The sequence below is a fragment of the Paenibacillus farraposensis genome, from assembly GCF_020736845.1.
In the GTDB taxonomy this organism is placed as follows: Bacteria; Bacillota; Bacilli; order Paenibacillales; family Paenibacillaceae; genus Paenibacillus; species Paenibacillus farraposensis.
Map to the genome: position 1 here is coordinate 155,699 of NZ_JAFFQR010000064.1, position 13,250 is coordinate 168,948.

21 protein-coding genes and 1 tRNA gene are annotated in these 13,250 nt (G+C 46.7%); 1 reads left to right on the plus strand and 21 read right to left on the minus strand.

Going from position 1 to position 13,250, the window contains the following annotated elements; genetic code table 11:
- Positions 1 to 75: 75 nt before the first annotated feature.
- A complete protein-coding gene (locus JO375_RS10350; RefSeq protein ID WP_229524389.1) occupies positions 76 to 519 on the minus strand; it encodes a GNAT family N-acetyltransferase in 444 nt (147 codons plus the stop codon).
- A gap of 135 nt (positions 520 to 654) precedes the next feature.
- Between JO375_RS10350 and JO375_RS10355 the strand changes: the two genes are divergently transcribed.
- Positions 655 to 726 (plus strand) — tRNA-Val (locus tag JO375_RS10355).
- A 120-nt stretch (positions 727 to 846) separates the two neighbouring features.
- Here JO375_RS10355 and JO375_RS10360 read toward each other — a convergent pair.
- The 20 genes from JO375_RS10360 to JO375_RS10455 form a co-directional block, all read right to left on the minus strand.
- Positions 847 to 1,083, minus strand: a complete 237-nt coding sequence (locus JO375_RS10360; protein WP_229524390.1) for a hypothetical protein — start codon at positions 1,081 to 1,083, stop codon at positions 847 to 849.
- A complete protein-coding gene (locus JO375_RS10365; protein WP_229524391.1) occupies positions 1,070 to 1,555 on the minus strand; it encodes an ArpU family phage packaging/lysis transcriptional regulator in 486 nt (161 codons plus the stop codon). Before JO375_RS10365 ends, JO375_RS10360 begins: the two co-directional genes overlap by 14 nt.
- Before the next feature lie 69 nt (positions 1,556 to 1,624).
- Entirely contained in the window at positions 1,625 to 2,326 is a 702-nt protein-coding gene (locus JO375_RS10370; RefSeq protein WP_229524392.1) for a putative metallopeptidase, read from the minus strand.
- 195 nt (positions 2,327 to 2,521) lie between these two features.
- The gene (locus tag JO375_RS10375; RefSeq protein WP_229524393.1) at positions 2,522 to 2,830 is read right to left on the minus strand and encodes a hypothetical protein; all 309 of its coding nucleotides are present in this window, start codon (positions 2,828 to 2,830) and stop codon (positions 2,522 to 2,524) included.
- Between the two features lie 203 nt (positions 2,831 to 3,033).
- Complete coding sequence (locus JO375_RS10380; protein WP_229524394.1) at positions 3,034 to 3,324, minus strand: hypothetical protein; 291 nt, start codon at positions 3,322 to 3,324, stop codon at positions 3,034 to 3,036.
- Between the two features lie 39 nt (positions 3,325 to 3,363).
- Positions 3,364 to 4,473, minus strand: coding sequence for a DNA-methyltransferase (locus tag JO375_RS10385; protein ID WP_229524395.1), 1,110 nt, complete (start codon positions 4,471 to 4,473; stop codon positions 3,364 to 3,366).
- Between the two features lie 75 nt (positions 4,474 to 4,548).
- The gene (locus JO375_RS10390) at positions 4,549 to 4,818 is read right to left on the minus strand and encodes a hypothetical protein (protein ID WP_229524396.1); all 270 of its coding nucleotides are present in this window, start codon (positions 4,816 to 4,818) and stop codon (positions 4,549 to 4,551) included.
- Positions 4,819 to 4,844: 26 nt separating this feature from the next.
- Positions 4,845 to 5,471, minus strand: coding sequence for a hypothetical protein (locus JO375_RS10395; protein WP_229524397.1), 627 nt, complete (start codon positions 5,469 to 5,471; stop codon positions 4,845 to 4,847).
- A 65-nt stretch (positions 5,472 to 5,536) separates the two neighbouring features.
- Positions 5,537 to 6,133, minus strand: a complete 597-nt coding sequence (locus JO375_RS10400) for a hypothetical protein (RefSeq protein ID WP_229524398.1) — start codon at positions 6,131 to 6,133, stop codon at positions 5,537 to 5,539.
- Entirely contained in the window at positions 6,130 to 6,465 is a 336-nt protein-coding gene (locus JO375_RS10405; RefSeq protein ID WP_229524399.1) for a DUF2019 domain-containing protein, read from the minus strand. Before JO375_RS10405 ends, JO375_RS10400 begins: the two co-directional genes overlap by 4 nt.
- A complete protein-coding gene (locus JO375_RS10410) occupies positions 6,462 to 6,680 on the minus strand; it encodes a hypothetical protein (RefSeq protein ID WP_229524400.1) in 219 nt (72 codons plus the stop codon). The genes JO375_RS10405 and JO375_RS10410 overlap by 4 nt, the downstream gene beginning before the upstream one ends.
- Entirely contained in the window at positions 6,626 to 7,351 is a 726-nt protein-coding gene (locus tag JO375_RS10415) for a DUF3450 domain-containing protein (protein WP_229524401.1), read from the minus strand. Before JO375_RS10415 ends, JO375_RS10410 begins: the two co-directional genes overlap by 55 nt.
- Before the next feature lie 24 nt (positions 7,352 to 7,375).
- The gene (locus JO375_RS10420) at positions 7,376 to 7,684 is read right to left on the minus strand and encodes a hypothetical protein (RefSeq protein WP_229524402.1); all 309 of its coding nucleotides are present in this window, start codon (positions 7,682 to 7,684) and stop codon (positions 7,376 to 7,378) included.
- A complete protein-coding gene (locus tag JO375_RS10425) occupies positions 7,650 to 9,017 on the minus strand; it encodes a replicative DNA helicase (protein ID WP_229524403.1) in 1,368 nt (455 codons plus the stop codon). Before JO375_RS10425 ends, JO375_RS10420 begins: the two co-directional genes overlap by 35 nt.
- Positions 8,980 to 9,831, minus strand: coding sequence for a conserved phage C-terminal domain-containing protein (locus JO375_RS10430; protein ID WP_229524404.1), 852 nt, complete (start codon positions 9,829 to 9,831; stop codon positions 8,980 to 8,982). The genes JO375_RS10425 and JO375_RS10430 overlap by 38 nt, the downstream gene beginning before the upstream one ends.
- Before the next feature lie 14 nt (positions 9,832 to 9,845).
- Positions 9,846 to 10,757, minus strand: a complete 912-nt coding sequence (locus tag JO375_RS10435; RefSeq protein WP_229524405.1) for a hypothetical protein — start codon at positions 10,755 to 10,757, stop codon at positions 9,846 to 9,848.
- The gene (locus JO375_RS10440) at positions 10,754 to 11,515 is read right to left on the minus strand and encodes an MBL fold metallo-hydrolase (RefSeq protein ID WP_229524406.1); all 762 of its coding nucleotides are present in this window, start codon (positions 11,513 to 11,515) and stop codon (positions 10,754 to 10,756) included. The genes JO375_RS10435 and JO375_RS10440 overlap by 4 nt, the downstream gene beginning before the upstream one ends.
- Positions 11,512 to 11,955: a hypothetical protein gene (locus tag JO375_RS10445; protein WP_229524407.1), complete on the minus strand. Its 444-nt coding sequence runs from the start codon at positions 11,953 to 11,955 to the stop codon at positions 11,512 to 11,514. Before JO375_RS10445 ends, JO375_RS10440 begins: the two co-directional genes overlap by 4 nt.
- Positions 11,952 to 12,164 carry a hypothetical protein gene (locus JO375_RS10450; RefSeq protein WP_229524408.1) on the minus strand — a complete coding sequence of 71 codons (213 nt, stop codon included), beginning with the start codon at positions 12,162 to 12,164 and terminating at the stop codon, positions 11,952 to 11,954. The genes JO375_RS10445 and JO375_RS10450 overlap by 4 nt, the downstream gene beginning before the upstream one ends.
- A gap of 137 nt (positions 12,165 to 12,301) precedes the next feature.
- Positions 12,302 to 13,240 carry a RecT family recombinase gene (locus tag JO375_RS10455; protein ID WP_229524409.1) on the minus strand — a complete coding sequence of 313 codons (939 nt, stop codon included), beginning with the start codon at positions 13,238 to 13,240 and terminating at the stop codon, positions 12,302 to 12,304.
- Positions 13,241 to 13,250: the final 10 nt, after the last annotated feature.

Below are 13,250 nucleotides of genomic sequence, written 5' to 3' on the forward strand. Positions count from 1 at the left end.
TTATCTATAGTTATAGTGGCGGAACTTTCACTAGCATGCACGCTGACACAGAATTGTATGCATTCTGTATTATACCTACAGCTTTTTACGCATACGTACGTGCGGTATTCCGGCGTCGTCAAAAGGTTCATCGGATACCGTCTCATAACCAAGCTTTTCATAAAATTTTCCAGCCTGACACTGGGCATCCAACAATGAATATCTCAATCCCAGCTCACGCGCGCGTTCTTCCAGTGCCAGCAGCAATACGCTCCCGTAACCCGCTGTACGATGCTCCTTAAGGACGGCAATACGCTGCATTTTTGCAGTATCTTCGTCATAGTACGTCAATCGGCCCGTAGCCACCATCTCACCATGGTCACAAATGAGCAAATGATGGGCTGTGTCCCCCAATTGATCATAATGATCAATCTCCAGTTCAACAGGTACCTTTTGCTCCTCGACAAACACTTGGGTACGGATGGATATCGCTTGCTTCAGTTGGTCCTCTGTCGTTACACTTATAATTTCTGCGGCCATCTTGTCCTCCTATCACTAATCCAATGGAAAACCTGGTAAGTTTGAATTATATATAAAAATGGCAACAAAGTATAAGATATAACTATTTTTCTGCTTTACATATATGATTTATACATGTTATAGTCTAATAACTACAGGACGGTAGCTCAGCGGGAGAGCATTATCTTGACAGGGTAAGGGTCATGGGTTCGATCCCCATCCGTCCTATAACGAAAACCCCTTGATTTATAAGGGGTTTTTCTTCTTTTTATAAACTCTTATCCGATACGAAATATGGTTCTGATACGAATTTGATACGAATCACTTTTTGATACGAAAAAGCAGCGGCTATGATCCGCTGCTTTCGTTGTTTTGGAACACATCAAAATTAGTACCTTCAAGCCAGTTACGAAATACCAATTTACTGATATATATTTCCCTGCCAGCCCGAGCCACATGAAAGGGTGGGTTTGCCAGAAACTCGTAGGTCTTTTTTTGGCTCATTTTCATTATTTCCTCAACATGCTTGGGGCGCAGAGTCATAGGATATTGCGCCCAGTCATTAGTTACATCAATTCCGTTCATTATCCCCACCCTTTCTCTGCTCCTTCTCAACAAGAAGGTTCATAATAGAAGCAAACTTATAGAAGGCTTTCCAACGGATGGTCGCATACTTGCCACCACTCATGGGAGGCTGGAAAGCGAAATTATATACATAATAATCTGTAATGTAATCATGTTCCTTTGTCATATACCGCGACTCAATTAAAAAACTTTCCATCCTGGGCATACGCTTTACAGCTCGTTCCACCCGTTTACAATATTCCTCACGATATGCCTGAGAATCTACATTATGAATAGCGATGTTGGCTGTCTGATCGCTAGTAACATTCGTCGGGCTACTACGCGGCATGTCGCTATAAGCGGCTGTCGTGCTTGATTCCCTTTCTTCTATTATATATAGGTACTTATATATCCTGTATTTCTCAAGAGCCGCCTCGACAGCAGCCTGCGTCCGTTTCCGATCAATTTCAGGAAGAAAGCTTTGTTGCCCCACTTGGTAATCACCTCATGCTCTGTATTAAATCCCCCGACCGAAGCCGGGGAGTGTATAAGTGCGGTTTGCTTAGAAAGGCAAATCGTCGTCGGGGTGATCTCCAGGAGGCGGGTTATCTCCACCTGCAGCACTTGCGGCAATTGCAGCGGCTGCGGCTTCTTCGTCGTCCAAAGGAAGCTTGGCCTGATTTGGATCGTTAATATCGATTGTCCCGTCAGGATTGATAATACCCTTTACACCCTCGCGCGGTTCGGCAGGCTTGTCCTGCGGCTTATCTTCCTCTGCCTGTGTAACGTCCTCAATGGTGAGCTGGTTGGTTTCCGTCAGAGCTCTGGCAAGGCGCTTCACGTCCTCCGTGATTGCTCCATGACGTTTGATTACCTCTGTGAAGCCCTCAATGTCAGGTGGTAGCGTGGTGAGCAACGGACGACCATCGGCAGCCTCTATAACGCAATCATGCTTGTCGTATTTAGGTGTAATCGTGTAAAGAGCATCGTCGAGCACATAACGCTTCTGAGGATCGCTAAGGGCCAACCACATATCAGCGTTCAGATAAAGAATTGCGTCCTTATTAAGTGTTCGGCGGAGATCGTCAGCCAGGACTTTAAACTTGCTGAATACCGTCTTCCCCTTAGTCTTCCAGCCGCCATGTTTGAAGAGAATCAGAAACGATGTGTCTTCGAGTCGGTCATGATGTTTCTCTATCATATCCTCCAGCAATTCATAAGTTTCTTTCGATGCTTCGGAATGAAATTTTTGTGCTTTTGCCATGGGTGGTTACCCCTCTCAGTTGTTTTATTTTTATTTATAGAAAACGAACAATATCGACAACGCTATAATAGCTGCAACACAGATGCATGCCATGTTGCGGGCAGACTCTTTATTACGATCTCCCTCCGATATTGTTCCGAGGAAAGAGATTACTATAATAGAGCCCAGCAGAATCTTAAACCACATAATTCCTGGTCACCTCTTCGGCTTGCTCTTGTGAGCATATTTATTATTCGGGTCCGGTTTCACCACGCCCAGCATTGCCAATTCGTGGACTACTCTTAATTTCGGGATATTGAGCTGCTTGGCAATTTGAGAACGGGTCAGTCCCTTACGATTTAATTCGCGCAATTTCTTGAGCTTGTCCTTTGGTAGCGGTGTTTGAAGACTTTTTAATAGCAGGTCAGGCCCTTGAGGCGGATCGTCACGACCGTCTGGCCCTGGAGGTTTCGCCCCGCGCTGCTCTTTGATCTGACCGCCTGGGCGGCACTGACGTCTGATCATTCCGTTTACCTCCCCGATATGATTTAATCCCTATTGGATAATGTCATATAAGCAGCCTCTGCCCTCTGGCTGTTAGCCATCCGAGATACCTGCGGTCTTTCTTGCGCTGCTTACTACCTTTTCCAGTGGTGTACTCTTTCGATTTCATATCGCTATCTCTCCTTTAAGGTATATAGGGGTATAGGGTAAGAGGCTGTTATGCCTCAATCTATATCCACCAAATGTATGCGAGTTTTGATCAATTCGATAATCTCTTGTTTGACTTCATCCGGCATCGGAACATCGTCTTTGTCAATATATTTTCGATATTTGGCATTTGGTCGGAATGCATCATATTGTTTTACAGTGCTGAATTTATGACGTTTACTCGGGCGATTCGACAGTGTGTACTGGCCCAGGCTGACCTCAATCGTCCCCATTAAATGGTTTGGATGACACCGGAATGACCAAATTTCTTGCGTTAAACCGTCTTCTGTCGTTCTGGTTACTTCCATCGTTATCTCTCCTTTATAGGTAGTAGGGGGTGTATCCCCCTAAAATATTAGATTGGGTTGTACTGTAGCTGTCCGGCGCTTTGCGATCTCTACGTACTGACTGCCCATCTCGATAATCGTGCATTCTCGGTTGTTCTCCAGCGCGACCTCAAGTGTCGTTCCGGATCCCCCGAATGGATCAAACACACATCCCCCCACCGGAGCCCCGGCCAATATTCCAATCTCCGCTATTTTTTTTGGCATTACAGCAAAGTGAGCTTCGCTGAATTGTGCTGTGGCCACTGTCCAAACGGACCGTTTATTCCGGGAACCATAATATTCCCTGTCCTCCCTGTCCTCCCTGTGCTGCTTGGGCTGTCCAGGTACTTTACCTTCGTTCACTCTCCGCTTGAAGCTATACGCCTTACCAACCGCCTTCATTTTCCCGTTTGTCTTGGCCCCGCCGTTCGCCCGATCACTCCCACGCTGGCCCTCGATATCCTGAGATAATCTTGCAATGCTCGATTCTGCCATATGTTCCTTGATGGCATCTTTGTCATAGTAGTACCTCTCTGATTTGGTGAGCAGAAACACATACTCGTGGGCCTTCGTCGGCCTGTCCTGTACACTCTCCGGCATGCAGTTTGGTTTGTTCCAAATGTTATCCATGCGGAGATACCATCCGTCCGCTTGTAGGGCAAAGGCAACCCGCCACGGTATGCCGATTAGGTCCTTAGCTTTAAGCCCATTCGGCATAAATCTACCAGGACGCACTCGATCAATATCTCCTTGCTTATTCGATGAATAATGTTTTCCGTGGTATCTGGCGTTAAAACCTTCATCCCGTCGCGGTCCTGCCCCGGCGTAGCTGTCTCCAAAATTAAGCCAGAGTGTTCCATCCTCACGAAGCAACCGCCATACTTCCCGGAACACAAGCACCATATGAGCTACAAACATTTCCGGCGTAGGCTCCAGCCCAAGGCATCCGGTCCACTCTGGTACTGTTATAGGTGACAGGCCGGGCATAGGTGTGTATGTTGCCTCAGGCCAGTCTGATTCGGGCAGGCCATAATCACGAAGGCCCCAGTATGGGGGTGACGTAACAGAAGTGTGATATTGGCCTGCTGGGAGTGTTGGCATTACTGTCAGGCAATTACCGTGTAGTATCATATGTCTATCCCCCTTATGGAGGGCTGTTACCCTCTTTCTTAACCCCTATGGGGCTATGCGTGCCTTGTACAAGCGTCAAACAGTTACCTCGGACTCAATATATTGACGTATATTCTCAAGCTCCTCTAAAAGCTCTCCAATCGTTGTAGCAGTGCTGTCCATGATCTTCATTTTTACAACCTTTTCAAGAGCGCTTTTCACAGTTGGAAAATATCCATGAGTTTTATATAAATCTGTGGAATCGCCAGTTTTTTTATTGACCGATTGTTTGCCTGTATACTCTTTCAAAATGAACTGCATACCGTCCGACTCCAGATATAAACTTCCTTCAATTTGAATTTTCATGTGTTTGTCCTCTCTGCCCTTGGGGGCTATATCCTATTAACGCCTTTAAATCTCAAACCAGCTATTTCGAGGGCAGTAATCATACCAGCCTGAAACGCCCGGACTTCTGGCATTGTTCCGCTATAATCAGTTCTGTCGTATCCGTATTTACTTTCAAATGCCTCTAGCATCTTTTCAGCCGGAGTTAGTTTAACCGCGTAGCCTGAGATAAGCGCTTGAGCCAGCAACCAGATAGACATACCGTTCAAAGCCTCCGCTTGCGTTCCGATCTGCCAACCGTTTGGTGATGCAGCGTGTTCGTGCAGAAGAGATTGTTTATCCCACTCGGTCAGTAACCATTTAATAGCCTCGTCCTCCGCCTTGCTCAGAACAGGTTTAGAGAGTGCGTCGTCTGGTTGAGTGATAGGCGGGTTTTCTGCTGCAGTTTCTGCAATTGGAGCAACAGGTTTTGGATCGTCCTTTACTTTTGCCACAGGTATTTCCTCCTTAATAGTCTTCGTCTTGGCGCGGAATGATAAGGGCTTTGTGTGCGATTTTGGTATAGGCTTGCCGACAATCTTTTCGAGTTCTTCCGGGCTGAGTGTGTACGTTTTAACATCACCCTGACCTTGCGAAGACAACTCATTTTTCCAATTTGGGACGGATGTTCCCATGAAATGCCCCTTTCTGAGCGTTTTTGGGCGCAGCTACCCGCCGCAGGACCCAATAGCCCCGGGTGTTATGCCTTATTTAAGATGGATTCTATAACTTCGATTTGGTATGGAAACGTGTCAAGCATAGGCTTGGATTCACGAGCCAGATATAGATTAAGTGATATTCTAGCGATAATGTACGCGTCCACTATATCATTGCTTGGATTGCTGTAATTGAAGTGCTTCAATGCTGCAGCCGCCATAGCTGCTTTTTTTTCCTTGGTGCCTTTCAGACGCTCTTTGCTTCCCTGCTGACCTTTCCAGCCGGTTACAGCCACAAATTTTTTAACCGCGTTAGGAGCTGCTTCATCGAAGGATAGTTTTTTTCGGGTGATCATTCCTTCAAGAGCCCCGTGAATTTTGGAAGTTGTGATGAGTTTGGGCGTTCTGTTTGCAATGCCCTCCTTAACGATCACGTCCCCAGGTTGGAGCAACTGGAAGAGTTGGTTTTCAAGAGACACCTTCTGTTCTGGCGTTATGCCACCTGGGACGTCTCTCCCTTTACCCCGTAATAATTTCTCGACCAGCACATTGCCCTCAATGTCCAAAGCAACAACCCCTGTTGTCGTCGCTGGGTCGATTCCCACAAATCTCATAGCCGGGTCAATTTCCAAAAGAGTCATCGCTTCGCCGCCTCCCAGTTACGCTGCCGCCCATACTCTGTAATCTTATATAGGTGGTCCTGATTGGCTCGGGCAATCACGTTTTGCAGGACCTTGGTAGCTTCTCCAGGTGGAAGGCTCTCGCGTGCCTGCTGCCGGATCAGCCCTACCGTCACCTGCAGCACGTCGAACAGTTCTGAGAGAGTCCGGCGCTGGTCGTAATCCTTGGACTCCACTTCCTCAATTAGCTCATTAACTTCCTCTTGCAATTTCACACGCATATCGCCGGGCTGGTACCCCTGAACCGGATAGTCCAGTACGGGGAGTGCAAAAACTATAAATTGTTCGCTCATGCCTCGTCAGCCTCCCAATATTCAACGTAGTCAAGTGAATCAAGGACCTCATTTCCATTCATATACCAAACGAATGTTTCGGCTTCCAAATCAACTGACAACACACTAACAGTCTCAGAATAATTGAGATGTTTTGCCCGAAGGTTGTTAATTTTTATTCTCATTTCTTCTCCTCCGCCTTTTTCATCTCTTCCTTCCTTCTTTCTGCCAGCCATTCACAATACGCCTGACAATCGCCTTTGTCCTTAAAAAACGCACGATATTCATTCGTTGCTTTCTTCCTGAATTCTTCGAATGTTTCACCTTCATAGATGGCTTCGGCAGCGTATGAACTGTCGGATTCGTAATAATCTTGATCACGGTATTTTTTTCTGTACCATGGTCTGAGTTTTTTTCCGTCGTCTTTCATCCCAAATGAATAGACGGTATATAATTCGGGCTTGTAATAAGGGATTTTCACCGCACAACCGCAAGTCTCCGAGTCATCACGGCCCATTGGTGTTTTGTAATGGAATCTGCGATTATCGTCGCATTTATCGCATTTCTCACCGAGTTTATAATCAGACTCAGGAACCCACAATTCAAGTATGAAATCCTCCATCAATGTGTCGAGTCGTTCCCTCCTCACTTTGCGTTCGAGGTCTTGTTTTTGCAAATCTAGTTCATGCAGCTTCTGTCTGTGTTCGAGTTTCATGTTTTCCAATTGACTTTTCACTAACCGCAGTTCACCATTTTCCTTTTGGAGTCTAGCAATCTCCTGTTTGTGTCCCTCCTTCATGCTGTTCATGAGCGCTTCCTTCCATTCGTCTACCTGTTGCTCGAATTCGCTTGGTTCATCCCAAAAGTCGTGGTCAAAATCGTAAATTTGATTCGGTTTGTAAGGCATACCGTTCATCCTCTCCCTATTAAATTAATCCAACCAGCCTGATAGATCCGGCTTAGATTTTGGTGGCTCTGGTGGCGTTTCTGGAGCTTGTTCAGGCTCGGTAGGTGTGTTGGTCGTCTCTTCTTTTAAGGATGGTAGATCAAAGGCTGCTGCGCCTCCAGTACGATACTTGCGGGCCACTTCTACAAGAGAGTCGTACAGCGGCATGAGCTTTACACGGTTCTCTGGAGTAGTAAGCGGGTGGTCAAGTGTCTCGGCCCCCTTCACGATCCGTGCCAGCACTTCGTTATACTGCTCGTCATTTTCGATTCGCTCGGGAACCCTTACCGCCATTGTCCTGCGCCGCCTCTCTCTTCTGGAGTTCTACATAACGCTGGTGCCACCAACGAAACTCGTATCTGAATCTATTAGTGCCAACGTTCCGGCCTTTCGCAAAAATAGAGTCAATGATTTTCTTTGTCGGGTCCTTCTGGTTTTTCGCATCGTGGTATAGAAACTCAACCACATCTGCGTCCTGCTCGATAGAGCCCGATTCCTTCAAATGCTTCAATTTCGGTTCTTCATCGTCAACAGCACGGTCCAACTGCGACAGCATAATGAATACGAATTTATGACGACGTGCAAGGCTCTTAGCTGTCCGAGTCACGTTCCCAATTGCCTGCGCTCGTGTTTCTGATCGTTTTTGTGGTATCTCCATAATCTGTAGATAATCCACAATGACCGCAGCTATTTTTCCGTATTTCTTCTTGAACTGTTTCACGGTGGATCTGATTTCATCAATCGTTACACCAGCAGAATCCTGTACAAAAATATTGAGCAGTTCGATTTTTTTATAAGCATCGTAAATTTTTGTCCATTCCTCATTGGTGAAACCTTCGGGACCGCCTTTATTTATCAAGCGCGGATAATTGATTTCAGCCACCATGGCAACAAGCCGATCCATTAACTCGTTCTTGTCCATCTCTTGTGAGAAAATAAGCACGGGGCCAGCGTCAGGATTCATGACCGCTATACCATGGGAGAGTTGCAGAGCCTTTGCCGTTTTACCCACGCTAGGCCTTCCAGCAATGATATACAGCCACCCACGCCATAACTGGGCCCAATTATCAAACTGTTTGAAATGTCCTGTCTTGAGCTTCTCAGGGCTGCTCTCAATGTGTTCAAAATATCTGTCCCGAGAATCCCGCATGCTTTGCATTTTCGCAACGTGGCTAGGACGTAAATCGTCAATAATATCTTCTACTGCAGAAAAGTAGTCTTCGTCAGATTCAAAGTTTTCGTAAGAAAGGTTCATGATCTGAGCGCCTTTGTCACTTCCGCGTCTGCGAATAGCCTTGGACCGTACGATATTGGCGTAATAAGCAGCATTCCGGGCAGTTGGTGAAGACTGTGCTAATTTAGCAAGATAACTAACCCCACCCATTTCCTCAGTCCTACCGAATTTGACGAACTCCTGAGTAACCGTAACAAGGTCAATCGGGATCTCTCTCTCGTTCAAGTAGCGCATAACCTTATAGATCAATTGGTGTGTAGTGGTGGAAAAATCCCGTTCCTCTAAAAAGCTGATTTCGTCAATCACACTGGAATCAAGGAACACTGCCCCAAGCGTGGAAAGCTCGGCCTGGATATCAATCATTGGTGTCGAATCTAAAATCTGCTGGGTCATTACCTTTCATCACCCACTCTCTAATGGCATCGTCATAGTCAATCTTTTCATCTTTCGACATCTGACCTGGATTGTCGCCCTCTTTTTCTTCTGGCTCCTGATTAAGATAATTATCAAAATTGCTAGGCCGGAACAAAGTGGCTGGACGAAGGTATTGACTCATTTTCGGATCATTAAGCCAGTGACTGCATTTGATGTCGATCACATTTTTGAAATCTTCAACGGTCCGACCTTCGCTGATTCTCCCGTTAATAAACTCCTTGGTGGTTTTCACCTTGAAGTTATAATTCTTCCCTGTTTTTTCATTGAGATAGGAAATGATTTCTTCATGTATGCTAGGCAAGACTATCTCACCTTTCTTTATAGTTTTATTTATACTTTCTTTCTTGGGGGTACAATCCTCCCCCTCATGAGGGGGACAATCGTCCACTGGAAGGGGGTGTGATTCTCCACCAGTAGATTCATCGGGTTCTAATGGTTGCGGTGGAGGATTGCACCCCACTAGCCACCGCTCATAATATTTATTGAAGCCGATCATGCGACCATGTTTACCTTGAGCCTGTCTGAACACTTTCAAGACATGCATATCCAAGAGCTTTTTCAGTTCTTTTTTGGTGCCGCTCAGGTCAGAACGTAGGGCAGTAGCAAGGAATGTGGCAGACAACTCCGCTGACTTCCGATTGAACCCGTAGGTGTAACGCCAGACGATCAGCAGCATTCTAAGCTGTATGCCATTAAACTTTCGCATTGCCACCTCTTCGTAAATTTCATTCGCTACACGGGTATATCCGTTGTCGAGCTCTGGTCCTGCCATTCAATTCACCTGCTTTAAAAAATCCACTTATTACTATCTGCTATCTCCCGTTCTCTGATGAAATCGCAGATTCGTTCAACCAAGACCTCTTTATCATCATTCGCGCAAGGGGCGTGATACCACTTCTCTACAAGAGCAGTCACACCTTCCAACATGGAGGCAGCCTCGTCCTTTTCTGGCGCTGCTGTATATCCGTATACCAAGGCGTAAATTAATTCGTTCAGACCTGTTCGCGTTGAAACGAATTGATATAAGGACTGGGACTCCGAAGGGCCGTTATTGCCATCTAATGCAAGCCTTATAATCTGTGCTGCGTTATGGCGTGAGGATTTCAGAGAATCCAACGCATCGACAACATCCTGCGGCAATTCAACTGGCTTTTGAGCAGATCGAAGTTCCTCCAGTTCTTCAAGGATGCGGTCAATAACCTCGTGCAGTCCCATTTCTTCGTTGTTCACATAAGGAACAAGCTTATCTGTGAAAGTTGTAATAAACTCGGCACGACCACCGGCTACCGTCTCCAGTTCTCGGATACGCTGCAGAAGCTTTTCGCTGTTAAGCTGCTCGTCCGTGTGGCGCTCAATCTTCTGGAGTAATTCGGCCTTATCCTGCACCAGTTGCAAAACCGCATCCACTAATTGCCCATCACACTTGCCTATTACCGCATTTATCTGTTCCAACTCATCCAATAAATCAGCATTTTGTTGGCTGAGTCTGTCATACTGCTGCTGTGTAGGCCTTGGCTCGTCCGGCAGGATCATTGCATGCTTGAACGGAACTGAGTGGCCTGATTTTGGACCGGATACAATTTGGAAAGGTGTTGTAAAATCAATTAACGCATAGGAGAGGCGGCGGGCCTCGTGCTCTTCTCCAGCCAAGAACCACTCTCCTTTTGTGCGGAACTCTTTAACAATTTTTATCTTCATTCGCTCACGACCTCCAATGTGTAATGTTCTCCTGCTATGAATCCCCGCTGCTTAAGAGCCGCCTTTACGGTCATTTCAGCCAGCGCGGGCATATTGTTTTTACTAGATAAGTGCGTAAGGTATATTCGCTCTCCACGGCCTTGTATAAGCTTCTGGAGCGCCGCGGCTGTCTGTTGGTTGCTCAGGTGTCCAAGGTCGCTCAGGATACGAGATTGAATGCTGATAGGGTAATCAGAAGCCTCTACCATGTCGGGTTCGTGGTTAGCTTCAATAAGCACGTAAATACTGCCTTCCATCATGTCGAGCATTTCCTGATCGTACTTTCCGGTATCGAATAATACGCAAGCCCGTTCCCGGCTGTCGTCCTCGATTGCATAACCAACTGGCTCGTAAGCATCGTGATGGGTTCGGAATGGATAGATCCAGGTTTCACCCATCTTGATAGTTTCGTATTTCCCGTAGCGGGTTTCCGCTGTCCACCGCAGGTCAGCATCAACACCCGATATGCTTTTCCATTCACCCTCAGTCGCATATACCGGAATCCGGTACTTGTTCGCCATCGGTAGGCCCTTAATGTGGTCGCTGTGAGCGTGAGTGATGAATATACCCGCAATGTGATCAGGCCGTACACCAACGTCCAGCAGCCGCTTTTCGATTTTTGTCTTGGCAATCCCTGCGTCAATTAGGATGGTTTGATCTTGTGATGTGAGCGCGATGCAATTGCCTTTGCTGCCGGATGCCAGGATATCAACTTTCATTTGCGCTCAGCCTCTTCTCGGCGGTCATTTTCGTACATCATCATCGTGAAATTGGCAATATTAGCACAGCGGCGGCGAAACTCCTCATGAGACCGACATTTCCACAGCTTCCCAAAATTTTTGGTAATCCCCGCTGCAAGAGCTTCTATCGAACGATTCTCCCATCCGCCTCTATGATCGTTGGCTTGTAATTGACGTTCCATTTCAAGATAAAAATCATGTACGGATTGCCGTGGCGTAGTAGAGGAACTGATCATTTGCGCAAAGAATGCAACCTCATCCCCTAGTTCAATCACCTTAATGCAATCTCTATCTACTCCGTACCGCAAGGCAATAAGGTCTTTTTCTTCGTTGGTGTAAGTCTCCCAACGGTCATTCCCCTCGAAAGCTTCTGCCGCTTCTTTTAAAAAAGTTAAGTGTTTTTGGGTAATCTGCTTCATATGGACCTCTCCTTTTTAATCCGCTCTTGCCACTCTTTAAGGTGTTGGCACCCCTTGGCAGGCTCCTCGTAATGCCTGCGGCCCTTGACGTAAGAGACAAACATATCCGTGCTGCGCTCGTAGTACATTCCGTTCAGGACCGGTCCTGTGGACTGAGGAGGATCAACGGAGAAGTCGAACAGGTCCAGTTGCTCCACGTCCTCGGACAACTCTGCCGCCTCCCCTCAGATCCCCATAGCATCGGGGGCACACCCGCAAATTACGGATGTACTCCTCTCGGCCTGGGTTTATCTCATTGCCGCAAACGTGACAGTCCTCGCAGCGGACGTATATCTCAACTTGGTTGTTATACTGGAAGCTCGTCATTCGCCTGCTCCTGGGCGGCCTTCTCAGCGATATGCATGTCCATAATTTTCAGCAGGCCCTTGAGTTCTGGAAGCGTGGGCTTGGACCCCTTTGGATTGGCGTGTTTCAAAATATATGACTGCATGTCTGCCGGGTCGGTTATCCCCAATTGGCTAAACTTGCGTTTCATGTCCGAACGTGCCTGATCGAGCAGGTTAACTGCTGGTTCTTCTCCGTTCCCTTGTAAAGGTGGCTTTTCTTTTTCTGCCACTGCTACAGCATCCGCTTCTGGAGTAATGTCTTTGCGTTCATATGGATTGTATGGAGCTGGACCTTCCCCTTGCTCTCCATCACCATCATCAAATCGAAGGCCGAAGGCTGCTTTCAATGCCCGTTTAACCATGTGCTTTTTAAACATGTCTTTGAAATTGTTGGTCCACATCGTTTTTTGCATCCCAATAGCAGACCGCTTATAGTGCTCAACCTCTTCTATGTCCATCAGGACCGAGAAAGGCATGAACCCCTCTTTGTAGGCCATCGCGTACCCGCCAATTGGCTTGCCGAGTGGAAACCCGCCTTTATATTTCTCAATTGATAGATAATAACGACCATCCTCAGCACGTTCCATGGAATATTCAAATTCATCGTTTTCATGGATAACCTGCACGTCATACCCCATATATCCGTCCATTTCTTTTGCTTTGCGGATATGGTAGTCAATTCCGAATTGCCAGGTGAGCTTTCCTTGATAGACGGTTGGGTAAATCTCTCCAATCAGCGGATTGGCATCGGCTGCCTTCGCAACACCCATAAAGAGCCTGAATTGCGACTCATTGCAGTCTTTTGCAATTGTTTGATGAACTGTTTGGACATCCTCTTGGGTGAGTGTTCCGAAAGCGTAAGAGTTATAGATTGTTAATTGGTTGTTTGTATTTGCCATGGGCTGAAAG